25 protein-coding genes are annotated in these 22,522 nt (G+C 66.5%); 9 read left to right on the top strand and 16 right to left on the bottom strand.

Annotated elements, in window-relative coordinates; genetic code table 11:
- Positions 1 to 27: 27 nt before the first annotated feature.
- Both ahpC and ahpF read left to right on the top strand, forming a co-directional pair.
- A complete protein-coding gene (gene ahpC, locus ACM608_RS15920) occupies positions 28 to 594 on the top strand; it encodes an alkyl hydroperoxide reductase subunit C (protein ID WP_419684509.1) in 567 nt (188 codons plus the stop codon).
- Positions 595 to 779: 185 nt separating this feature from the next.
- Complete coding sequence (gene ahpF / locus ACM608_RS15915) at positions 780 to 2,372, top strand: alkyl hydroperoxide reductase subunit F (RefSeq protein WP_419684507.1); 1,593 nt, start codon at positions 780 to 782, stop codon at positions 2,370 to 2,372.
- A 158-nt stretch (positions 2,373 to 2,530) separates the two neighbouring features.
- Here ahpF and ACM608_RS15910 read toward each other — a convergent pair whose 3' ends face one another.
- Positions 2,531 to 2,656, bottom strand: coding sequence for a hypothetical protein (locus ACM608_RS15910; protein WP_419684505.1), 126 nt, complete (start codon positions 2,654 to 2,656; stop codon positions 2,531 to 2,533).
- Between ACM608_RS15910 and ACM608_RS15905 the strand changes: the two genes are divergently transcribed.
- The 3 genes from ACM608_RS15905 to ACM608_RS15895 are packed head-to-tail and all read left to right on the top strand — an operon-like array spanning position 2,646 to position 4,549.
- Positions 2,646 to 2,957 carry a hypothetical protein gene (locus ACM608_RS15905; RefSeq protein WP_419684504.1) on the top strand — a complete coding sequence of 104 codons (312 nt, stop codon included), beginning with the start codon at positions 2,646 to 2,648 and terminating at the stop codon, positions 2,955 to 2,957. The two genes, ACM608_RS15910 and ACM608_RS15905, sit on opposite strands and share 11 nt — an antisense overlap.
- A complete protein-coding gene (locus ACM608_RS15900) occupies positions 2,954 to 3,640 on the top strand; it encodes an extensin family protein (protein WP_419684502.1) in 687 nt (228 codons plus the stop codon). Before ACM608_RS15905 ends, ACM608_RS15900 begins: the two co-directional genes overlap by 4 nt.
- Positions 3,641 to 3,670: 30 nt before the next feature.
- Complete coding sequence (locus ACM608_RS15895) at positions 3,671 to 4,549, top strand: LOG family protein (protein WP_419684500.1); 879 nt, start codon at positions 3,671 to 3,673, stop codon at positions 4,547 to 4,549.
- A gap of 1 nt (position 4,550) precedes the next feature.
- On the opposite strand, the gene ACM608_RS15890 is transcribed toward ACM608_RS15895, so the two are convergent.
- The 4 genes from ACM608_RS15890 to ACM608_RS15875 form a co-directional block, all read right to left on the bottom strand.
- The gene (locus ACM608_RS15890) at positions 4,551 to 4,793 is read right to left on the bottom strand and encodes a DUF2171 domain-containing protein (RefSeq protein WP_419684498.1); all 243 of its coding nucleotides are present in this window, start codon (positions 4,791 to 4,793) and stop codon (positions 4,551 to 4,553) included.
- 66 nt (positions 4,794 to 4,859) lie between these two features.
- Entirely contained in the window at positions 4,860 to 6,428 is a 1,569-nt protein-coding gene (locus ACM608_RS15885) for a hypothetical protein (RefSeq protein ID WP_419684496.1), read from the bottom strand.
- Between the two features lie 118 nt (positions 6,429 to 6,546).
- Complete coding sequence (locus ACM608_RS15880; protein WP_419684495.1) at positions 6,547 to 6,993, bottom strand: hypothetical protein; 447 nt, start codon at positions 6,991 to 6,993, stop codon at positions 6,547 to 6,549.
- A gap of 36 nt (positions 6,994 to 7,029) precedes the next feature.
- On the bottom strand, positions 7,030 to 7,923 hold the full coding sequence (locus ACM608_RS15875; RefSeq protein WP_419684493.1) for a LysR substrate-binding domain-containing protein: 894 nt from the start codon (positions 7,921 to 7,923) through the stop codon (positions 7,030 to 7,032).
- Positions 7,924 to 8,035: 112 nt separating this feature from the next.
- On the opposite strand from ACM608_RS15875, the gene ACM608_RS15870 reads away from it, so the two are divergent.
- The 3 genes from ACM608_RS15870 to purC all read left to right on the top strand — a co-directional run bounded on the left by ACM608_RS15870 (position 8,036) and on the right by purC (position 9,480).
- Positions 8,036 to 8,194: a hypothetical protein gene (locus ACM608_RS15870; protein ID WP_419684491.1), complete on the top strand. Its 159-nt coding sequence runs from the start codon at positions 8,036 to 8,038 to the stop codon at positions 8,192 to 8,194.
- A 58-nt stretch (positions 8,195 to 8,252) separates the two neighbouring features.
- Positions 8,253 to 8,588 carry a lipoprotein gene (locus ACM608_RS15865; RefSeq protein ID WP_419684489.1) on the top strand — a complete coding sequence of 112 codons (336 nt, stop codon included), beginning with the start codon at positions 8,253 to 8,255 and terminating at the stop codon, positions 8,586 to 8,588.
- Positions 8,589 to 8,703: 115 nt separating this feature from the next.
- Entirely contained in the window at positions 8,704 to 9,480 is a 777-nt protein-coding gene (gene purC / locus ACM608_RS15860; RefSeq protein ID WP_419684487.1) for a phosphoribosylaminoimidazolesuccinocarboxamide synthase, read from the top strand.
- Positions 9,481 to 9,492: 12 nt separating this feature from the next.
- Here purC and ACM608_RS15855 read toward each other — a convergent pair whose 3' ends face one another.
- Positions 9,493 to 9,915: a hypothetical protein gene (locus ACM608_RS15855; protein WP_419684485.1), complete on the bottom strand. Its 423-nt coding sequence runs from the start codon at positions 9,913 to 9,915 to the stop codon at positions 9,493 to 9,495.
- A 205-nt stretch (positions 9,916 to 10,120) separates the two neighbouring features.
- On the opposite strand from ACM608_RS15855, the gene ACM608_RS15850 reads away from it, so the two are divergent.
- Positions 10,121 to 11,545 carry a M48 family metalloprotease gene (locus ACM608_RS15850; RefSeq protein WP_419684483.1) on the top strand — a complete coding sequence of 475 codons (1,425 nt, stop codon included), beginning with the start codon at positions 10,121 to 10,123 and terminating at the stop codon, positions 11,543 to 11,545.
- Positions 11,546 to 11,551: 6 nt separating this feature from the next.
- On the opposite strand, the gene ACM608_RS15845 is transcribed toward ACM608_RS15850, so the two are convergent.
- The 10 genes from ACM608_RS15845 to nusA form a co-directional block, all read right to left on the bottom strand.
- Complete coding sequence (locus ACM608_RS15845; RefSeq protein ID WP_419684481.1) at positions 11,552 to 11,950, bottom strand: EVE domain-containing protein; 399 nt, start codon at positions 11,948 to 11,950, stop codon at positions 11,552 to 11,554.
- 42 nt (positions 11,951 to 11,992) lie between these two features.
- Complete coding sequence (locus ACM608_RS15840) at positions 11,993 to 13,003, bottom strand: sensor histidine kinase (RefSeq protein ID WP_419684479.1); 1,011 nt, start codon at positions 13,001 to 13,003, stop codon at positions 11,993 to 11,995.
- A gap of 131 nt (positions 13,004 to 13,134) precedes the next feature.
- Complete coding sequence (gene pnp / locus ACM608_RS15835; RefSeq protein WP_419684477.1) at positions 13,135 to 15,438, bottom strand: polyribonucleotide nucleotidyltransferase; 2,304 nt, start codon at positions 15,436 to 15,438, stop codon at positions 13,135 to 13,137.
- Positions 15,439 to 15,600: 162 nt separating this feature from the next.
- Positions 15,601 to 15,870: a 30S ribosomal protein S15 gene (rpsO, locus tag ACM608_RS15830; RefSeq protein WP_419684475.1), complete on the bottom strand. Its 270-nt coding sequence runs from the start codon at positions 15,868 to 15,870 to the stop codon at positions 15,601 to 15,603.
- 18 nt (positions 15,871 to 15,888) lie between these two features.
- Positions 15,889 to 16,884: a tRNA pseudouridine(55) synthase TruB gene (truB, locus tag ACM608_RS15825; protein ID WP_419684473.1), complete on the bottom strand. Its 996-nt coding sequence runs from the start codon at positions 16,882 to 16,884 to the stop codon at positions 15,889 to 15,891.
- A gap of 7 nt (positions 16,885 to 16,891) precedes the next feature.
- Positions 16,892 to 17,284 carry a 30S ribosome-binding factor RbfA gene (gene rbfA, locus ACM608_RS15820; protein ID WP_419684471.1) on the bottom strand — a complete coding sequence of 131 codons (393 nt, stop codon included), beginning with the start codon at positions 17,282 to 17,284 and terminating at the stop codon, positions 16,892 to 16,894.
- A 44-nt stretch (positions 17,285 to 17,328) separates the two neighbouring features.
- Complete coding sequence (gene infB, locus ACM608_RS15815) at positions 17,329 to 19,887, bottom strand: translation initiation factor IF-2 (RefSeq protein ID WP_419684470.1); 2,559 nt, start codon at positions 19,885 to 19,887, stop codon at positions 17,329 to 17,331.
- A 17-nt stretch (positions 19,888 to 19,904) separates the two neighbouring features.
- A complete protein-coding gene (locus ACM608_RS15810) occupies positions 19,905 to 20,708 on the bottom strand; it encodes a DUF448 domain-containing protein (protein ID WP_419684469.1) in 804 nt (267 codons plus the stop codon).
- The gene (locus ACM608_RS15805; protein WP_419684467.1) at positions 20,695 to 20,925 is read right to left on the bottom strand and encodes a tautomerase family protein; all 231 of its coding nucleotides are present in this window, start codon (positions 20,923 to 20,925) and stop codon (positions 20,695 to 20,697) included. The genes ACM608_RS15810 and ACM608_RS15805 overlap by 14 nt, the downstream gene beginning before the upstream one ends.
- Positions 20,925 to 22,520 (bottom strand): transcription termination factor NusA, encoded by a 1,596-nt coding sequence (gene nusA / locus ACM608_RS15800; protein WP_419684466.1) that lies wholly within the window; start codon positions 22,518 to 22,520, stop codon positions 20,925 to 20,927. The genes ACM608_RS15805 and nusA overlap by 1 nt, the downstream gene beginning before the upstream one ends.
- Positions 22,521 to 22,522 lie beyond the last annotated feature (2 nt).

Raw genomic sequence — 22,522 nt, 5'->3', positions numbered from 1 at the left:
CTTCACCTTCACTGAGGAGAATAACGCATGGGTATCGTCGGCAGCCAGCTAAAGCCGTTCAACGCCACCGCCTACCATCAGGGCAAGTTCGTCGAGGGCATCACGGAAGAGACCGTGAAGGGCAAGTGGGCCGTCTTCTTCTTCTACCCGGCCGATTTCACCTTCGTCTGCCCGACCGAGCTGGAAGACCTCGCCGACGCCTATCCCGAGCTGCAGCAGCTCGGCGTCGAGGTGTATTCGGTCTCCACCGACACGCATTTCAGCCACAAGGCCTGGCACGACACCTCGCCGGCGATCGGCAAGATCAACTACTTCATGCTCGGCGACCAGAACCACACGTTGGCCAAGAACTTCGACGTTCTGCGTGAGGGCGTCGGCCTCGCCGATCGCGCGACCTTCGTGACCGATCCGGAGGGCAGGATCCAGCTCGTCGAGATCACGCCCGAAGGCGTGGGCCGCAACGCGGCGGAACTGGTCCGCAAGATCAAGGCCGCCAAGTACTGGCAGGAGCATCCCGGCCAGGTCTGCCCGGCCAAGTGGGAAGAGGGCGGCGAGACCCTCGCGCCGTCGATCGACCTCGTCGGCAAGATCTGATCGGGCTCGGCCGGGCGGCGACAGTCGCCCGGCCACCTTCTCCGATGCCGACCTCTCACGCACCCCGTTCCTGAGCTTCCCCGGACGCTGGCTCCTCAGCCTCCCGGCAAGCTCAGGACCATCGAAACCAAAGCCGCCCGCCGCAAGTTCGGCGGATGACGGCTCATGTCCAGAAAGGACCCTCCATGCCCGTTCTCGACGCCACCACCACCAACACGCTGCGCACCTATCTCGGCAACCTCCGCCGGCCCATCGAACTGGTCGCCAGCCTCGGCGACGGCCCGAAATCGGCCGAGATCCAGAACCTGGTCGAGGAGATCGCCGTCCTCTCCGACAAGGTGACGGCCCGCACCAATGGCGATGACGCGCGCAAGCCCTCCTTCGCCATCCGCGCCGTCGACGATCCCCGTGCCGAGGTCACCTTCGCCGGCCTGCCGATGGGGCACGAATTCACCTCGCTGATCCTCGCTTTGCTCCATGTCGGCGGCCACCCGCCGAAGGAAGAGGCCGAGCTGCTCGACAGCGTCCGCGCGCTGGAGGGCGAGTTCCGCTTCGAGACCTTCTTCTCGCTCTCCTGCCAGAACTGCCCGGATGTCGTGCAGGCGCTGAACATCATGGCCGCGCTCAACCCGAACGTCAGCCATGTCGCGATCGATGGCGCGTTGTTCCAGGACGAGGTCGAGGCGCGGAAGGTCATGGCGGTCCCGATGGTCTTCCTGAATGGGGAGGTCTTCGGCCAGGGCCGCATGGACCTCGCCCAGATCATGGCCAAGCTCGACACCGGTGCCACCGCCCGTGCGGCGGAGAAGATCGCCGCCAAGGATGCGTTCGACGTGCTCGTCGTCGGCGGTGGTCCGGCCGGCTCGGCGGCGGCGATCTACGCCGCGCGCAAGGGCATCCGCACCGGCATCGCCGCCGAGCGGTTCGGCGGTCAGGTGCTGGATACGCTCGCGATCGAGAACTTCATCTCGGTCAATCACACCGAAGGGCCGAAGCTCGCCGCCCACCTGGAGGGTCACGTCAAGGAATACGACGTCGACATCATGAACCTGCAGCAGGCGGAAAAGCTGATCCCTGCGAAGAACGTCGGCGGCCTGCATGAGGTGAAGCTGGCGAACGGCGCGAGCCTGAAGTCGAAGACGCTGATCCTCTCCACCGGCGCACGCTGGCGGCAGATGGGCGTCCCCGGTGAGGACGAGTACCGCAACAAGGGTGTGGCCTATTGCCCGCATTGCGACGGCCCGCTCTTCAAGGGCAAGCGTGTCGCGGTGATCGGCGGCGGCAATTCGGGGGTCGAGGCGGCGATCGACCTCGCCGGTATCGTCGCCCATGTCACCCTGATCGAGTTCGACAGCCAGCTTCGCGCCGATGCGGTGCTGCAGCGGAAGCTCGCCAGCCTGCCGAACGTGAAGATCATCACCTCGGCGCTCACCACCAAGGTGGAGGGCGACGGCAGCAAGGTGACCAGCCTCAGCTACAAGGATCGCAATCACGGGACCGAGCACGACATCGCGCTGGAGGGTATCTTCGTCCAGATCGGCCTCGTGCCCAATACCGAATGGCTGAAGGACACGATCGCGCTCTCGCCCCGCGGCGAGATCGAGATCGATGCCCGTGGCGAGACGTCGCAGCCCGGCATCTTCGCCGCCGGCGACTGCACCACCGTACCCTACAAGCAGATCGTCATCGCGATGGGCGAGGGGTCGAAGGCTGCACTGTCCGCTTTCGACTACCTCATCCGCCTGCCGCAGCCCGACGATCTGGCCGCAGCCGCGTAACGCGCGGCGCCTCGGGGCCGTATGCAGGCGGGCGCCACCCCCTCTGCCCGCCGCATACGGCCCATTTTTCTCTGTCCTACACCCCGGCCGTTCCGTCACAGACTGGCGGATGACCGATTCGCCCATTCCCGAAGACATCGGCAGCGACCTGCTCGCCTTCACCCCCGCACCGGCACGGGCACGCCATGACGGTGGTCCGCCGATCGCCAGCGGACCTTCATCGATCTGCTCGCCCGCTGGGGCGTCGTCGCGGCCGCCGCCCGTGCCTGCGGTATGTCGCCCAAGTCGGCCTATCTCCTGCGCTGCCGTCCCGGTGCGGAAAGCTTCGCCGCCGCCTGGGACAAGGCGCTGCATGAAGGGCAGCGCCGTGCGCTGACGGAGGTCATGCAGCACAGCCTCCAACCGCCGGCGACGCCGGTCTTCTATCGCGGGCTGCAGGTCGGCACGCGGACCACGCCCAACGACCGCCTCCTCCTCGCTGCCTTGCGTGTGATGGCGCGCGGCGGCGGTTCGATCTTCGGTTCGTCGCATTCTTGCGATGACGTGTCGGGAAAGTCGTTACCTTTCGCGGACGCGTTCGATTGACGATCGCCCCCTCGGTCGCCAGCATCCCGCCCGTGCGGTGCCTCGCGTTTCTTCTCCTGCCCCTGGCGCTCGCCGCCTGCGTCGGGTCTCCGAAGAAGGAGCCGCCCCGCACCGCCCGGCCCGCGCCGCAAGCCCCGCGCCCTGACGATCGCGTGATCCGGGAGTGCAAGGCCGATCTCGTCCGGCTGGGGGTCAAGTTCCGGTCGCTGCCCGACCGCACCTTCTCCGGCGGTTGTTCGGCGATCGGCACGGTGCAGCTGCTCGACATCAGTATGCCGACCACCAATCTCGGCGCGATGACCTGCCCGGTCGCGCAGAAGCTGACCGTCTGGGCGCGGGAGGCTTTGCAGCCCGCCGCCCGCGCCTGGCTGGATGCGCAGGTGGTGAAGGTCGAAAGCTATGGCACTTACAACTGCCGGCCGATCAACAACAAGGCGGGCAACAAGCTGTCGGAACATGGCCGTTCGAACGCGGTCGATGTGTCGGGCTTCGTACTCTCCAACGGCCGCCGCATCACGGTTTACAACGACTGGAACGGCCCGGATGAGGGCGCGCGCAACTTCCTGCGCGCGGTCCACAAGTCGGCCTGCCGCCGCTTCGACGTGGTGCTCGGTCCCGATGCGAATGCGCTTCACCGCGACCATCTGCACTTCGACATGAGCGGGTCACGCTACTGTCGTTGATCCTTCACGCCCAAAACCTATGTAGGTCCCATGTCTAAGAAGAAAGTGCCGGGCCGCGTATTCCGCCCGGCGGAGAAGGACGCCGCCAGCGCCGCGCAGACAGCGCCGCTGCCCCAGACGACCCATCCGGCCTACCGGCTGGCCTTCCAGGATCCCGACTTCCTCCTGCGGGAGGATCTCCGCCCGGTCCGCTTCCAGCTTGAGTTGCTCAAGGCGCAGACCGTGCTGGACGAGGCGCGGGTCCATTCGACCTTCGTCTTCTACGGCTCGGCCCGCATCCCCGCGCCGGAGGATGCCGACCGTATCGTAGAGGCCGCGAAGACCGAGACGCAGCGCGACATCGCCGAGCGGCTGCGCGCCAAGTCGAAATACTATGACGAGGCGCGCCGCCTCGCCGCCCTCGCCAGCGGCGAGCCGGTGAACAGCGACGGCACACGCGACTTCGTGGTCTGCTCGGGCGGCGGTCCTTCGATCATGGAGGCGGCGAACCGGGGCGCGGCGGAGGCGGGGGCCGAGTCGGTCGGCCTCAACATCGTGCTGGAGCATGAGCCGCTACCCAACGCCTATGTGACGCCGCGCCTCAGCCTCAACTTCCACTATTTCGCGCTTCGGAAGATGCACTTCCTGATCCGTGCGCGGGCGGTGGCGGTGTTCCCCGGCGGCTTCGGCACGTTCGATGAACTGTTCGAGCTGCTGACCCTGATCCAGACCGGCAAGATGGCGCCTTTGCCGATCGTTCTGTTCGGCCGCGACTTTTGGGAGCGGGTGGTCGACTTCCCCGCCTTGGCGGAGGAGGGCGTGATCTCGCCCAACGACCTCAACCTCTTCCACTTCGTCGAGACCGCGGAAGAAGCCTGGACGATCGTCCAGGACTTCTACCGCCCCGCCGCCTTGAAGGCGGCGGAATAGCTTAGGCCTCTTCCTCGAAGGTCACGGCGACATCGGCATTGGCGGACAGGCGCACCGTGCCGTCCTCCACTGTCGCGACCAGCCCGGTCGAGATGTAGTGGTGGTGGCCCTCATGGCTGCCCTCGCCGCTGTCCTTCTTGGTCAGCTTGATGCGGTCGCCCTCGACCTTGTCGACCGTGCCGACATGGACGCCGTCCGCGCCGATGACTTCCGCATGTTCCTTGATCTGGCTGATGTCGGCCATTTTCGTCTCCTTGGGTGTTGCGCCCGCCCAACGCACGACCCCGCCCAACGGACGCATGGAGATCGACTAGTGCCTGGGCCGCTCGAACCGGGTGATGTTGGTCCAGTAAAATCCGGGCGCTACCTCGGTGCCGACGGTGCTGAAGTTCGCCAGAGCCTCCGGGGGAGGCATCGGGGCGTCGGTCGAACCGCCCTGTGAGGAAGGGTCGCGCAACTTGGGATAAGAGGCCTTGCGGATATCGACCAGCAGCACCCGCTTATATCCGTCGAGGGCGTTCGCCGGCATGTCCCGGCCGACCGCTTCCGCCGTGATCCGCTGCAGCGTGCCGGCGTCGGTGACGAGCCATTGATCCGCATGGCCGGCGTAAAGATAGCGGAGCGGATAGTACCCCCAGCCCCACTCGCCACGGTACACGACCGCCGTCCCACGTGGATCCGGGCCGATCGCCGCGGCGATCAGGCTCGACGGACCGTGCGTGAACCAACGGGCATGGGCCAGGAAGAACCCCTGCGTCAGCGTCGCGCCGACCGTCAGCATCGCCACCAGTCCGATCGCCACGATGCGACCCGCACCTCGCCGCCCGAACAGCTCAGCCGCCCCGACCGCCGCGATCATGGCGAGCACAGGCAGCATCCACAGATTGTAGCTCGGCTTCAGCGGGTTGAACCCCTTGACCACAAAGGCAGCGGCAAAGGTGACGAAGAGCCCCGCCGCCAAGGCGACCACCAGTGCGACCAGCGGCGACTGCCGGGTCCCGGAGAGGCCCCGCAACGCAGCACAGCCAACGCCGACCGCAGCCAGAACGCAGAACGCGACGAGCAGCAGCCCGCCCGTCCAGGGAACGACGCCGGCCACCGCATGCCCGACAAGGCGGAGCGCGAAGGCGGTGACCGTCGCCATGTTCAGCCCGGCAGCTTCGACCCCGCTGATCGACTGCGCCCCGGTGATGAACGGCACCAGCCCCGCCGACGGGATCACCACCGCCGCTGCCGCCGCGATGACCGCCATCGCCTCCCGGCCGCTCCTCACTTTGGCGATGAACAGCCCCGCGAAGAACGCCATCGACGACACCAGGCCGAAGAAATGGGTGTAGGCGGCGATCAGCCCCAGTACGACGAGCGGCACCAGCGCACCGGCATCCAGCCGGTCCCGGTCGAACGCCCGGAACAGAGCCACGATCTGAAGGCAGGTCAGCGCGAAGAAGATTGGATACGCCCGGATCTCGACCGAGGCCTCGGTCAGGGCCGAGGACCCGGCCAGCACCACCCCGGCCGCCAGCACCGCGATCACGCCATGCCGCCGGGCAGCGCCAAGCAGAAGCGCCGCGAGCCCCGCCGCCACGATCAGCAGGTGCAGGATGCGCAGACCATAAGGGGTCGCGCAGACCGTGCGCCAGCATGCCGCATCGATTAGGTAGCTGATCGGCGGCATCCGATCGTCAGGCACCCCGAAGGCACCGGGCGCTCCCCCGGCGAGCCATTTGAAGATGAAGCCGATCGGGGCCCGGCTGCCGGACAGCTGGGTGGATTCGTCGATCCATATCTGCTGGACACCGGCGAAGTGGAACCCGGTCCCAAGGAACAGCAGGACGAACAGCCCGGCAAGGATCGTCGTCCCGACCGGTGCTCGCCTCACATCCTCCACTCATATCCTCCCGCAGCGCACAGCCGAGGCGCATGGCAATAGCAGCATCGCGGGGGCGGTGGGCACTGCCAATCGTTGCGCAGCCACCTGCGTGCCCGCGACGGCACTCTCACTGCTGGCACATTACGGTCGAGGTGACCGTGTAGCTGCTTTCCTTGAACCCGGCGCTGTTCTCGACCCGGGCGTTCACCGTGATCGTGTCGAGGAGCAATCCGGGCCGTATCGCGGAGGCGCCGCTGGTGTAGGGCACGCCCGCTCCGCTAGCCGCCTTCAATGAGAGGTAAGTCGTCGGGGTATCGCCCCATCCGCTCGGGCCGGTCACGGTCGGGGCGGAGAACAGCATGTGCGGCAAAGCGAGGGATGCGACCACCAGAATGGTCGCGGCGCCTCCACCCGGCGCTTCCGAACCGATGAACGTACCCGTCGGCGACATGGCCAGCGTGCCCGTCGATCCGAGGCTGAGGGTGCAGGTCAGGCCGTCGAGCAGTCCCGCCCGGGCCGACGGGGCGACGGCGAGCGCTGCCGCGCAACCCGCGAGGATGATGAAGTGACGCATGCCGTCCTGATAGCGGCTTATGGCTAGCGAAAGCTTTCAACCGTCGAGGTCGCGCCGCACCTCGGCGATCAGCCACTCGCGGAAGCGCTTGATCTTGGGCACGTTGCGACGATGCTCGGGCGCCACGAACCAGTAGGCGTAACCGCGCGTCGAGACCTGGTCCGAAAGGCGGACAAGACGACCGGCGGCGAGATCGTTGCGCCAGAAGAAGGGGGTGAGCATCGCCACGCCTTGTCCGGCGACGGCGGCGGTGCCCTCATTCGCCTGGCTGTCCATGCGGATGCCGGGCCGCACCTTCTCGTCATCGGCATCGACCCCCGCCTCGCGCAGCCACCAGGACCACCAGGGATCATGCGGGCTGATCAGCGGCAGATGGAGCAGGTCGCGCACCTCGATCCGGCCGCCCTGTCGGGCCAGGAAGTCCGGGCTGCACATCGGCGTATAGTCGATCTTTAGCAGCAGGTCGGCATCGAGGCCGGGCCATGAGCCGAGCCCGGTGCGGATCGCCACGTCCACATCGTCCCTGGCGAAGTCGATCAGCGCATCGTTGACCATCAGGCGCACCGCCATTTCGGGATGCGCCATCTGGAACCCGCCCAGCCGCCAGGCGAGCCACGTGTTGGCGAAGGTCAGCGATGTGGAAAGCGACAGTGACGCCTCATCCTCGCTCCGCAACTGGGCGAAGGCGCCGTCAATCGCATCGAACGCCTGGGACACCGGAGCCATCGCACGTCGCCCTGCCTCGGTCAGCAAAACACGTCCTTTCTCCCGCCGGAACAGGGCTATAGACAGCCGCTCCTCCAACAAGCGAACCTGATAGCTGACAGCCGCCTGTGTCATGCCGAGTTCGCTCGCCGCTGCCGTGAAGTTCTCGTGACGCGCCGCCGCCTCGAAGACCCGGACGGCGGAGAGAGGCGGCAGGCGGCGCATCTGCAAAGCATAAGGCGTCCTTATCAGGGGCACTAGCTGTTTCGTTGGTGGCGCTCCGCCCCGCCGGGCATTTCACCCCTCGGCAGCGATGCCAACCAACGGGAGACAGATCATGACCCTCGACCATCAGGAGGTCCGCGGCTGGGCGGACGGACACCATCACATCACCGCCGCGCTCAGCACCCTCGGCCGGCAAGTGCTCGACGCGTTCCTTGTCCTCGAGCGGATCCAGTTTGATCGCCCGTGGGAGAGCCGTCGGACGTGCAGGTGAAGGAACATCGCGTCTCCCTTTCTGTTCAGCGCAGCCTGCGTGACGAAGGAGAGACGCGATGAGACTTCTTGCAACCGCCGCCGCCACATCGGTCCTGCTGCTCGTTACCGCCTGCGGTCAGAAGGGCGACGATCCGATGATGACCAACAACACCTCCGCCGACATCGTCGAGACGCCGAACGGCGCCACTGACATGGACAATGGTATGGGCAGCATGGGCACCGAGTCCATGGGGAACACCGGCGGCAACGACACGGTGACCTCGTCCGGCGGCAGCCTGACCGGCGACACCGCCACCTCCGGTCCCAGCCCGGCGATGGTTGACGCCCAGTCGCCCAGTGCCGGCGGATCTGGCGCGGCGACGACCCAAGGGAGCGGCGGCCAGCAGCACTGATCCCGCGCCGCGCATTTGCGCGAGCCAGCGAATTCGATTATGGCCCCGCCATTCGCCTCGGCCGGCTTCATGCAGGCCGGGGCGCTCTTCTTTTGACGAATCGGAGCCTCGCCGCATGGCCCGCCGCCGCCAGATCTACGAAGGCAAAGCCAAGATCCTCTATGAGGGTCCGGAACCCGGCACGCTGATCCAGTACTTCAAGGACGACGCGACCGCGTTCAACGCCCAGAAGAAGGGCACCATCAGCGGCAAGGGCGTACTCAACAACCGCATCTCCGAGCATGTGTTCACACTGCTCGGCAATATCGGCGTGCCCACCCACTTCATCCGCCGCCTGAACATGCGCGAGCAGCTGATCCGCCAGGTCGAGATCATCCCGATCGAGGTGGTGGTACGCAACGTCGCCGCGGGCTCGATCAGCAAGCGTCTGGGGATCGAGGAGGGGACCCAGCTGCCCCGCACGATCATCGAGTATTACTACAAGGACGACGCGCTCGGCGACCCGATGGTCGCCGACGAGCATATCGCCTGCTTCGGCTGGGCCAGCCAGGAGGAGATGCACGACATCGCCGACATGGCGATCCGCGTGAACGACTTCCTGTCGGGTCTGTTCGCCGCCATCAACATCCGCCTCGTCGACTTCAAGCTGGAGTTCGGGCGGCTGTGGGAGAATGAGTACAGCCGCGTCATCCTCGCGGACGAGATCAGCCCCGACGGCTGCCGTCTCTGGGACATGACCACCAACGAGAAGCTCGACAAGGACCGCTTCCGCCGCGATCTCGGCGGCGAGGTGGAGGCCTATCAGGAAGTCGCGCGTCGGCTCGGCCTGCTTCCGGAGGGCGACACGACGGTGCTGGACCTCGAAAAGCACCGCCAGAGCAAGGGCAAGTAACCGCCCGCTGGCTCAGCGGAGCAGCTCCGTTACCTCTTCGGCGACGAACTCCATCAACAGCAGCCGGCTGTCGGCGACGGCTGCCGCGCGGTGATGGACCACGCTGACATAGCCGGCGCTTTCCGCCAGCTCCACCAGCATCTCGCCGCGTGGATAGCGTATGACGAAGGCGGCGTCCCACTCGTCCGGCGGTCCGATCAGCTCGATGCCTCCGCGCAGATGCAGGGTGATGCCCTTTCCGGCGAGCAGCGGCATCACCCCTTCGGCATAGCGGCGATATGCATCCGCCCCGCTACACCGCTCTTTGCTGCTCGGTTCGTCATATTGCGCCTCGGCTCGAAACTTCAGCAGGTTCAGCATGCCGATGGGCTGTGATAGATCGACGCCCCCAAGCAGCTCCCGCACGGTCCGACCGTCGGTTCTCAAAGATGTCATGCGTCCTCTCCCATGTGTTCGCCCGTTGCAGATACCACATTGACCACCGGCCTGTTGTCCCCGCGACAGGACTTGGGCTGGAGCCCCGCCTTAGCCTGCGTCGGTATGGTCCTCGAGCTGAGAAAGCACCGCCAGAGCGACGGCAAGTAGCGCCGGAACCCTCCTGACCCGTCGCCGGTTCGGTCGGGGCATGGAGAGGAGTCCTATGATCCGCAAGGCTGCCGCCTTCTGTGTCGCGCTGTCGCTGGCGGGCGCACCGGCGCTCGCCCAATCATCGATCTCGGCGTCGGACAAGCAGCAGGGTGCGCAGGCGCATCCTGAACTGCTCAAGGAATATGGCGGGCCCTATAAAGGGCCGCAGGCGGCGTATGTGGAGCGGGTCGGGAAGCGGGTCGCGACGCAATCCGGCCTGTCGAACGCACAAGGCGACTTCACCGTGACGCTGCTGGACAGCTCGGTCGAGAACGCCTTCGCGATCCCCGGCGGCTATGTCTACGTCACCCGGCAGCTGGTAGCCCTGATGAACAGCGAGGCGGAGCTTGCCTCGGTAATGGGTCACGAGGTCGGCCATGTCGCCGCGCGCCATTCCGCCAAGCGCAACAACCGGTCGCAGCTCGGCTCGATCCTCGCGGCGGCGGCAGGCGCGCTGACCGGCAGCGACATCGTCGGTCAGGTCGCCGGCTATGGTGCGCAACTCTACACTTTGGGCTTCAGCCGCAGCCAGGAATATGCCGCCGATGGCCTTGGCGTGCGCTACATCACGCAGGCCGGCTACGATCCCTATGCCGCTGCCGACATGCTGGCATCACTAGACGCGGAGACCAGCCTGCAGGCGCGTATCGAAGGGAGGGACGCCAGTGCGACGCCCGGCTGGGCCAGCACGCACCCGAACGGCGTGGAGCGGGTGAAGCGCGCCGAGAAGCTGGCGCAGAAGACCGGCCGGCAGCCTGCGCCTGCCGTACAGGACACCGCCTTCCTCCGAATGCTCGACGGCATGGCCTATGACGACAGCCCGTCGCAGGGCATCGTCAGCGGGCAGACCTTCAGCCATCCGGAGCTACGCCTCCGGTTCACCGCCCCTGCCGGATACACCATCGCCAATTCGGCTGATGCGGTCAGCGTGTCGGGCAGCGGCGGCAAGGCGCAGTTCGGCATGGGCTCCGCCACCGCCGACCTCGGCAGCTATATCGATGCCGCCTTCGCCAAGCTGGCCGGTTCCAGCGGGCAGGTGAGCCGGGGCGAACTGCGGTCCTTCAACGCGAACGGTATTCCTGCCGCCTATGCGACCGCGCGCGCATCCAGCGGCGGGCGCGTGGTGGACGCGACCATCGTGGCCTACCGCTTTCCAAGCGCGACCTATCAGTTCCTGATCGTCACGCCGTCGGGCAGCGGCCTGGGGCCATTTGCCGGCATGGTCAGCGGCCTGACCCAGCTGACAGGGCAGCAGGCGGCGGCGATCAAGGGAAAGCGCATCCGCATCGTGACGGTTGCTGCGGGTGATACGATCGACAGCCTCGCCCGCCAGATGGCCTATCCGAACTTTCAGCGGGAGCGCTTCATGACGCTGAACGCCCTTTCGGACGCCGCTGCGCTCCGCCCGGGCATGCTGGTGAAGCTCGTGGTGGAGTAGAGGTCCTTAGGCACCCATCTTGAGCAACACCTGCCACTCGCCGTCACGCACCGGTGTGACGGAGAGGCGCGATTGCCGGACCATCTCAAGGTCCCTCAGCTTCGGCTCCGCTTTGATGTCAGCAAGCGGAACAGGCTTTGCAAGCTTCTGCACCGGCTTCACGGCGACGCTCGCCCATTTGCCGTCGTCGCCATCCGGCTGCCAGCTGCGGGTGATCTCCATCACTCCGACCGCCGCCTTCTCCGTGTTGGAATGATAGAACAACGCCCGATCGCCGACCTGCATATCCTTCAGGAAGTTGCGCGCGGTGTAGTTGCGCACCCCGTTCCATTCGGTGCCGCCGTCGCGGACAAGGTCGTCCCAGCTATAGGCATCCGGTTCCGATCGCAGCAGCCAATAGGCCATATTGGTCCCCTTTCGCCGCCGCTCTAGCGGATCGGGTCGGCGCTAGGCGAGGGGCAGTTCCAGCCGCGCGCAGGCGCCGTCCTGACCCGTCAGCGTGAAGCACCCGCCGATCTGCTGGGCGAGGGCGGTGGCGATGGTGAGGCCGAGGCTGCCGGCCGTCGCCGGATCGAAGCTCGGCGACACGCCACAGCCATCGTCGCTGACAGTGATGACGCCACGTCCGGCCTTCCCCCGTGCAACGCGAACGTGGATGGTGCCGCGATCCCGCCCGGCAAATCCGTGCTCCACCGCGTTCGCTACCGCTTCCGCGACGATCAGGGCGACCGGCACGATCGAGTCGTTGTCGAGCGTGATGTCCTCCTCTGCCTCTACCGTGCTGACGACACCGCGTGCGCCGAGGGCATCGAGAACATCGTCGACCAGCTGGCGGAGAAACGCGTCGGTGGCGGCGGGCCGACCCGTCCCGTCATAGAGCTGCCGATGGATCTTTCCGATCAGGGCGAGCCGGCGGGATGCCTCGTCGATCGCGCGGCGCGCTGCCTCATCGGCGATCTCGCGCTTCTGCAACACCAGCAGGGCGGCCACGACCTGCAGGTTGTTGGAGACGCGATGCTGCAACTCGTTGAACAATGCGGTGCGCGTCTCGGCCAGGCCATGGCTGCGCTCCCGCTCCTTCAACAAACGCGCGTTCGCCACCTGCATCCAGTGCACCAGCGTAATGATGAAGGCGTTTACCAGAACGAACAGGACGAGGGACACTGCGCTGCCCAGCGGCAGGGCATAATGGTCAATCGGCGCGATGAAGAAGAGCCAGGCAAGGATCGCCGCCAGACCTAGCGCCAGAATGCCCGGCCCTCGTCCGAAGAGGAACGCGGAGAGGATGATGCCGGGGAAGAAGATCAGGTACGGGAAGCCCGGCGGCAGGATCGGGAGCAGCGCGTATCGGACCAGCGCGGACAAAGCGATGATCGCGGCGGACGCTCCGAAGGCGAGCACCGGCGCATCGCGCGCAAGCGGCAACCGCTCCTGAAATCGACGCGGCCGTCCCGGCATTCTCACTCCTTGGCTGAGGGGAACGTAACAGCAACTTTCCGGACTGACTACGCTTGGAAAGAATTAAGCTGCTGTTCACAAATAAAAAGGGCTCCCGAAGGAGCCCTTTCCATCTCGATCAATGATCGAGATCAATCGTCGTTGCGCGTCAGGAAGGCGGGGGCGAACTCGCCCGGAGCTTCGTCCTCGCTCTTCTCGCGACGCGGGCCACGGTCGCCGCGATCACGGCGCGGACCACGATCTCCCCCCTCGCGGCGGCGGTCTCCACCGCCACGATCGCCACGATCACCGCGCGGACCACGGTCGCCGCCTTCACGCGGTTCGCGCGGCGGACGGGTGTCCTCCAGCTCGGCGCCGGTCTCCTGATCGACGACGCGCATCGACAGGCGCACCTTGCCGCGTTGGTCGATCTCCAGCACCTTGACCTTGACCTCCTGACCCTCGGTCAGGACGTCGCGGACATTGGCGACCCGCTCGTTCTTGATCTCGGAAACGTGGACCAGCCCGTCCTTGCCCGGCATGAACGTCACGAACGCGCCGAAATCGACCAGGCTCGCCACCTTGCCGGTGTAGATCTTGCCCGGCTCGGCCTCTAGCGTGATGCCCTCGATCCACTTGCGCGCCGCCTCGATCTGCGACGGGTCGGATGAGCTGATCTTGACCGTGCCGTCGTCGTCGATGTCCACCTTGGCGCCGGTGGTGGCGACGATCTCGCGGATCACCTTGCCGCCGGTGCCGATCACGTCGCGGATCTTGTCCTTGGGGACAGACATCGTCTCGATGCGCGGCGCATGAGCGGAAAGCTCACCCACCGACCCCAGCGCCTTCGCCATCTCGCCGAGGATATGCGCGCGGCCTTCCTTCGCCTGCGCCAACGCGACCTTCATGATCTCCTCGGTGATGCCGGCGATCTTGATGTCCATCTGAAGGCTGGTGATGCCCTCCGACGTGCCCGCGACCTTGAAGTCCATGTCGCCGAGGTGATCCTCGTCGCCGAGGATGTCGCTGAGGACCGCGAAGTCCTTGCCCTCCAGGATGAGGCCCATCGCGATGCCGGAGACCGGGCGCTTCAGCGGCACGCCCGCATCCATCATCGACAGCGAACCGCCGCAGACCGTCGCCATCGAGGACGAGCCGTTCGACTCGGTGATGTCGGAGAGGACGCGGATGGTGTACGGGAACTCCTCGTTCGACGGGAGCACCGGGTGCAGCGCGCGCCAGGCGAGCTTGCCGTGGCCGACTTCACGACGGCCCGGCGCACCGAAGCGGCCGACTTCACCGACCGAATAGGGCGGGAAGTTGTAGTGCAGCATGAACCGCTCGTACGACAGACCGGTCAGGCCATCGATCATCTGCTCGGCGTCCTTGGTGCCGAGCGTGGTGGTGCAGATCGCCTGCGTCTCGCCACGCGTGAACAGCGCCGAGCCGTGGGTGCGCGGCAGGAAGTGGACCATCGCCTCGATCGGGCGGACCGTCTTCGTGTCGCGGCCGTCGATGCGGCGACCGTCCTTCAGGATCGCGATGCGGACGATCTCCGCCTCGACCTTCTTGCCGAGCTTGTTGGCCTTCAGCCGGGTCTCGGCATCGGCGTCCTTGAAGTGCTCGTGCAGCGCCTTCTTCGCCTCCGAAATGGCGGCGACGCGGTCGGCCTTCTTGATGTTCTTATAGGCTTCCGTCAGGCCGTTGCCGAGCAGGCCCTTGACGGTGGCCTTCAGCTCGCTGTCGTCGATCGTAGGCAGTTCCCACGGCTCCTTGGCGGCCTTTTCGGCAAGGCTGATGATCGCCTCGATCACCTTGGCCGACGCCTTGTGCGCGAACATGACGGCACCCAGCATGACCTCTTCCGAAAGCTCCTTGGCTTCCGATTCGACCATCATCACCGCATCTTGCGTGGCGGCGACGACGAGGTCGAGGTCGCCTTCCTTCACCTGGTCGTTGGTCGGGTTCAGCACGTACTCGCCATCGACATAGCCGACGCGCGCAGCACCGATCGGGCCCATGAACGGCACGCCGGAGATGGTGAGAGCGGCAGAGGCTGCGACCATCGCGAGGATGTCCGGCTCGTTCACGCCGTCATAGCTCAGCACTTGGGCGATGACGTTGATCTCGTTGTAGAACCCTTCCGGGAACAGCGGGCGGATCGGGCGGTCGATGAGACGGCTGGTCAGCGTCTCCTTCTCGGTCGCGCCACGCTCACGCTTGAAGAAGCCGCCGGGGATGCGGCCGGCCGCCGAATACTTTTCCTGATAGTGGACGGTCAGCGGGAAGAAGTCCTGCCCATCCTTGACCGTCTTCGCGGCCGTGACGGCGCAGAGGACGACGGTCTCGCCGAGGGTCGCGAGCACCGCGCCGTCGGCCTGGCGCGCAACGCGCCCCGTTTCGAGGGTCAGCTTCTGGCCGCCCCACTCGATTTCAGATTTCTTTATGTCGAACATGTGATTTCCTTCGGACCCGTCGCCCTATGCGCCGGGGGCCTCTTTTCGCGGGCTAACCGGCCCGCGGCGGTTCGGGACTGTGTGTCCCTCGGACTCCGGCCGAATTGCCGGGCGTCCCGTGGTCTTCATGCGAAAAGGGGCGCCGGTGGGCGCCCCTTCGCGTTACTTGCGAAGGCCGAGCTTCGCGATCAATGCGCTGTACCGGCCTGCATCCTTCTTCTTCAGATAGTCGAGAAGGCTGCGACGGTTGTTGACCATCATCAACAGGCCGCGACGCGAATGGTTGTCCTTGGCGTGGCCCTTGAAGTGCTCGGTCAGGTTCGAAATGCGTTCGGTGAGGATCGCGATCTGCACCTCGGGGGAGCCGGTGTCGCCCTCGGCCCGGGCGTGTTCCTTGATGATCTCGGCCTTGCGCTCAACGGTAACGGTCATGTCTTTTCCTTCGACACCTTATAGATTGAAGCCGCGAACCACTCGGACCTCTCGGTCCGTGACCTCCACGAGGGCGACGGGAACGGCACCGTCGCGCGCGAGATGGAGGCCGGGCTGTGCGGCAATCCCGGCCAATACCTGCCCCATGCGGAGCAGCCTTGCCTGGTCGGGCGTGAGGTTCAGGGCCGGGATGTCGTCCAGCCCTGCCTCGATCGGCAAGAGCGCCTGTTCAAGCGCGGCCCCATGGCCGAGTTCGCTGAGCTTGTCCAGTGAAATGGCCACGCCAAGCGTGAAGGGCCCCGCCTTCACGCGGCGGAGCAGGGTGACATGCCCCACCGTGCCGAGCGCCCGCGCGATGTCCCGCGCGAGGCTGCGGATGTAGGTGCCCTTCGAGACATGGGCGGTGAGGGTGACACTCTCTACATCCTCCCCGCGCGAAGCGGGGGGAGGGGGACCAGCGAAGCTGGTGGAGGGGCCGGCGCAGCCGGTGCTCCGGACCGCCCCTCCACCAGCCTGCGGCTGGTCCCCCTCCTCATCTGTGATGGGGAGGATACCGAGAGACCGCACCACCACCGCCCGCGTCTTCATCTCGACGGTCTCACCCGCCCGCGCGCGATCATAGGCGCGCTTGCCGTCCACCTTCAGCGCCGAATACACCGGCGGCACCTGCTCGATCGGCCCGGTGAACCGCGGCAACACTGCCTCCACCTCTGCCAGCGTCGGCCGCACGTCGGATGTCTCGACCGCCACCCCCTCGGCATCCAGCGTGTCGGTCTCGACCCCGAACGAAACGGTGAACGCATAGACCTTGTCGCTGTCGAGCATCCGCCCGGCGAGCTTGGTCGCCTCGCCCAGAGCGACCGGCAGCACGCCGGAGGCGAGCGGATCGAGCGTCCCGCCGTGCCCGACCTTCATCTTCGGATAGCCGCCCGCCCGTAACGCGCGCTTCACCTTGGAGACGACGTCCGTCGAACCCGGCCCCACGGGCTTGTCGATAATGATCCAGCCGTTCACGCTGGCGCTATTCGTCGCCGAGATCGCGTGCCACGTCCTCGCGGCGGAGGAGTGCGTCGATATGGCTCCCCTCCTCGAAGCTCTCATCGGCGATGAACTTCAGCTTCGCCGCGTATTTGGTGTTCACCCGCCGGGCCACTTCGCTCTGCAGATAGGCGGTGTTGGTGCGCAAGGCCTTCAGCACCACCTCCTCATCCTTGCCCAGCAGCGGCTTCACGAAGGCGGTGGCGTGGCGCAGGTCCGGCGACATGCGCACCTCCGTCACCGACACCGGATGGCTCGCCAGCACCTCGTCATGCACGTCCCCGCGCATCAGGATCTCGGCCAGCGCATGGCGCACCTGCTCGCCGACACGCAGCAGGCGGACCGACTTGCCTTCGAGTGTCTCGTTCTTGCGCATGATCAAAGCCTCTCCCTCTCCCATGAGGGGAGAGGGCTAACCGGTCACAACGTCCGCGCGCGCTCCTCGACCTCGAAGGTTTCGAGGTAGTCGCCCGCCTTGACGTCGATCGATCCTTCCAGCGTGATACCGCATTCGAGGCCGGCGCGGACCTCCGCCACGTCGTCCTTGAAGCGACGGAGCGACGCGATCTTGCCATTGTAGATGATGACATCGTCGCGGGTGAGGCGCGCACGCAGGTCCTTCTTGATGAAGCCCTCCGTAACGAGGAGACCCGCCGCCTTGCCGTGCTTGCCGGCGGAGAACACCTCGCGGACCTCCGCGCGGCCGACCACCGTCTCGAAATACTCGGGGCCGAGCTGGCCCGCCATCGCCGCCCTGATCTCGTCGAGCAGGTCGTAGATGATGTCGTAGTATTTCAGCGCCACCTGATCGCGGGTGGCAATCTCGCGCGCCTTGGCGTTGGCGCGGACGTTGAAGCCGATGATCGGCGCCTTCGATGCCGCCGCAAGGCTCACGTCGCTCTCGGTGATGCCGCCGACGCCCGAATGCAGGATTCGGACCTGGATCAGGTCGGTCGAGATCTTGTTCAGCGACCCGACAATGGCCTCCACCGACCCTTGCGTGTCCGCCTTCACCAGCACCGGATATTGCTGCGCCTGCTTGTCGCGCAGTGCCGAGAACATCGATTCCAGGCTGGCCGGGGCCTGCGTGGTCCGCTTCTGTTGCACGACGCCTGCGCGGTACTCCGCCACCTCGCGGGCGCGGGCCTCGTTCTCGACGACCGAGAGTTGGTCGCCCGCCATCGGTACGCCCGACAGGCCGAGCACCTCAACCGGCAGCGAGGGGCCGGCAAGCTTAACCTGCTGACCCTTGTCGTTGACCATCGCGCGGACCTTGCCGCTTTCCTGCCCGACGACGAAGATGTCGCCCGTGCGCAAAGTGCCGCGGCGGACGAGCACGGTCGCGACCGGACCACGGCCCTTGTCGAGCTGCGCCTCGATCACGACACCTTCGGCATCGCGATCCGGATTGGCGGTGAGTTCGAGAAGCTCGGCCTGGAGCAGGATCTTCTCGACCAGCTCGTCGAGGCCGGTCTTCTTGACCGCCGAAATCTCGACCTCCTGCACGTCGCCGCCCATGCTTTCGACCTGAACGTCGTACTGGAGGAGCTGTTCGCGGACGCGCTGAGCGTTCGATCCCGGCTTGTCCATCTTGTTGATCGCCACGATCATCGGCTTGTTGGCCGCCTTGGTATGGTTGATCGCCTCGATCGTCTGCGGCCGGATCGCGTCGTCGCCCGCCACCACGATGATGACGATGTCGGTGACGTCGGCACCACGCGCGCGCATGTCGCTGAACGCCTCATGGCCCGGCGTGTCGAGGAAGGTGATCTTGTCGCCCGACTTCACCTGCACCTGATAGGCACCGATATGCTGGGTGATGCCGCCCGCCTCGCCCGATACCACGTCGGTGCCGCGCAGCGCGTCGAGCAGGCTGGTCTTGCCGTGGTCGACATGGCCCATGATGGTCACGACCGGAGCACGCGGCTGCAGCGTGTCGTCGGCATCGACATCCTCATGCGTGACGAGGTCCACGTCGCTGTCTGACACGCGCTTGATGTTGTGGCCGAACTCGGTGACCAGCAGCTCGGCGGTGTCCTGATCGATCGTCTGGGTCAGGGTGACCGGCGATCCCATCTTGAACAGTGCCTTCACCAGATCGGCACCACGCTCCGCCATGCGGTTGGCGAGCTCCTGTACGGTGATCGCTTCCGGCACGTTGACGTCGCGGACCTGCTTGGCGGACGGGCCGCCCGACATGTGGCTGCGACGATCCTTCTCGCGCGCCCGCTTCAACGCGGCGAGCGAGCGGGAACGCGCGCTATCACCATCGTCCAGCGCGCGGGTGACGGTCAGCTTGCCCGATTGACGGCGATCGTCGCCGAGACGTCCACGGCTCGGCGCCGGGCGCGCAGGCTCCGGCCGTCGAGCAGGCGCGGGTGCGACAGGACGGCGCACGGCGGACGTGATGCCGCGATTCTCTTCCGTTGCGGGCGGCGCAGCGGGCGCGGCTGCGGCAGGCGCAGGTGCCTCGACGGCCGGTGCAGGTGTCGGCGCAGGCTCCTCGGCGGCGCGCTGCGCGGCCTCCTCTTCGGCGCGGCGATTCTCTTCGGCGCGGCGGCGCTCCTCCTCGCTCGCGTCCTGCTTGGCGCGGTCCTCGCGACGGCGCGCTTCCTCGAGCGCGGCCATTCGCGCCTCTTCCGCCTCGCGCAGCAGCTTGGCCTGCAGTTCCTGGCGGGACAGGAGGTCGTTGCCCGCGGCACGCGGTGCAGGAGCGGCCGGGCGCGGCGGCTGAACCGGCGCAGGTGCGGGGACCGGGGCGGCGGCGGCAGGCTCGGGCGCTGCCGGCGTCTCGACGACCTGCGGTTCGGGCGCCCCCGCTTCTCCCGGCTTGCCCAGGATGCGGCGGCGCTTCACCTCGACGACCACGGTGTTCGAACGGCCGTGGCTGAAGCTCTGCTTCACCTTGCCCGTCTCCACCGTGCGCTTGACGCCCAATGGCGGGCGGGTGCCCAGCTTCGGCTTGTCGCTATCGCTCATCTAGTAACCCGAACCCTTCAATTCCGAAGCGCCGATGAACCTTGCGACGAAGTATCGCAAGGCCGTGCGCCCTCACTCAGTCCAATAAAGCCCCGCCAGCGGGATAGCGCCTGGGAGACGCGGGCAGCGGCGGCGGGTGCGATCAGCGCGACATGTACCACATTTTCGCGTCCAAGCGCCATTGACAATATGGAGCGCGTCACCGGCATTGCCAGCCCCTTCACGTCCGATACGCCCATTTGGTCGAGCCCGACGCGCAAGGCCTGGTCCAGCCGCCGCGACCCGTCCTCTGCAGCATCGGCGGCGTGGAGGAGGAGGTGGACCGCGCCTTTGCGTGCCTGATCGGCGATCTTGTCAGCCCCGGTCAGCAACTGCCCCGCCTTGGCCTCGAGGCCCAGCCGATCGAGCGTCGCGCGTTCCAGCGCGGCGGCGATCCTCTGCGGCAGATCTTCCGGCACGATCACCGCGCTCGTCTTGAAAGCCCGCTGCAAGGCCGACTTCAGCTTGCCCTTATCAAGCGCCTTCTGAAGCGTGTTGATGTCGCAGCCGATCCACGCGCCACGACCGGGTGCCTTGGCGCGCACATCCGGCGCGACAGTGCCGTCCGGCCCGAGTGCCAGGCGGATCAGATCATCACGCGACCCCTTCTCGCCGCTGATGATGCAGCGGCGTTCTGGGTCGTGGCGATCTTCCAGATCACCGTTCGTGCCGAGCGAAGTCGAGGTGCGTGCAACAGGCTTGTCGCCTTGGTGCCCGTCTCTCGACTTCGCTCGAGACGAACGGAGTTCTAGCGGTTCCGTATTTTGATCATTGTCCGCCATCCGCTGCCGCGACCTCCTTGGTAGGAGGCGCGTCGCGGTCGGCGATCAGCTGACCCCCCGCACCATAGTTCTCGGTGGAGAGTTCGGTGATGTTCACCTGCACCGCCGCCGGGTTCTTGCCCAGCCGCTCGACGAGCGAGCGGGTCACGTCGGCGACGATCCCCGCTTTCTGCTCGCGGCTTGCCGAACCGGCCAGACGGATGTCGACGAACGGCATCAGGCGGCGGTCTCCTCATCGCCGAACCAGCCGGCGGCCTGGCGCGCGGCCATGATGATCTCGTTGCCCTGCTCCATGCTGAGGCCGTAAACGGCAAGCACGCCGCCCTTGTCCTCCTTAGGAGCCGGCGCGCCTTCCTTGCGGCGGCGCGGCTCGGCGCGCTTCTTCTCGACCAGTTCGTCGGTGGCGAGGTCGCCCAAGTCGTCCAGCGTCTTGATGCCAGCCTTGCCGAGCGTGACCAGCATGGCCTCGGTCAGATAGGGCAGCTCGACCAGCGCGTCTTCGACGCCGAGGGCGGTACGCTCCTCGCGGTTGGCAGTCTCGCGGCGCTCCAGCGCTTCCTGAGCGCGGCTCTGCAGCTCCTGGCCGATCTCCTCGTCCAGCCCCTCGATCGCGGCGATCTCGTCCAGTTCGACGTAAGCCACTTCTTCGAGGTTCGAGAAGCCCTCGGCGACGAGCAGCTGAGCCAGCGTCTCGTCGACATCCAGCTCGTTCTGGAACATCTCGGAATTCTGGACGAATTCCTTCTGGCGCTTCTCGCTGGCATCGGCCTCGGTGAGGATGTCGATGGCCTTGCCGGTCAGCTGGCTGGCGAGGCGCACGTTCTGGCCGCGGCGGCCGATGGCGAGCGACAGCTGGTCGTCCGGCACCACCACCTCGATCCGCTCTTCCTCCTCGTCGATGAGGACGCGGGCGACATGGGCGGGCTGCAGCGCATTGACGACGAAGGTCGCGACATCCTCGCTCCACGGGATGATGTCGATCTTCTCGCCCTGCATCTCCTGCACGACGGCCTGGACGCGGCTGCCCTTCATGCCGACGCAGGCGCCGACCGGATCGATCGACCCGTCGCGGCTGATCACGCCGATCTTGGCGCGGCTGCCCGGGTCGCGGGCGGCGGCCTTGATCTCGATCACGCCGTCGTAGATCTCCGGCACCTCCTGCGCGAACAGCTTCTTCATGAAGTCGGGATGCGCGCGGCTCAGGAAAATCTGCGGCCCACGCGTCTCGCGCACCACGCGCAGGATCAGGCTGCGGATGCGGTCGCCGACGCGGACGACTTCGCGCGGGATCTGCTGGTCGCGGCGGATGACGCCCTCGGCACGGCCGAGATCGACCACGACATGGCCGAACTCGACGCGCTTGACGACGCCGGTGATCAGCTCGCCCGCGCGGTCCTTGAACTCGTCATACTGGCGGTCGCGCTCGGCATCGCGAACCTTCTGGAAGATGACCTGCTTGGCGGCCTGCGCGGCGATGCGGCCGAACTCGATCGGGGGCAGCGGATCGACGATGAAGTCGCCGATCTCGGCGCCCTTCTTCAGCTTCTGCGCGTCGGTGACGGAGACCTGCTTGTAATAGTCCTCGACGTCTTCGACCACCTCGACGACACGCCACAGGCGGAGGTCGCCGCCATTGGTGTCGATCTTGGCGCGGATGTCGTTTTCCTGGCCATAACGCGCGCGGGCGGCGCGCTGAATGGCGTCCTCCATCGCCTCGATCACGATCTCGCGATCGATCAGCTTCTCCCGCGCGACGGCGTCGGCAATGGCGAGAAGCTCGGCCTTGTTGGCGGAAACGGCAGAGGTTGCCATCG

It is taken from the genome of Sphingomonas sp. ID0503 (genome assembly GCF_048565625.1).
Classification (GTDB): Bacteria; Pseudomonadota; Alphaproteobacteria; order Sphingomonadales; family Sphingomonadaceae; genus JBLZUR01.
Note: the sequence above shows the minus strand (reverse complement) of the source record. Positions and strands in the feature narration are given on the sequence as shown.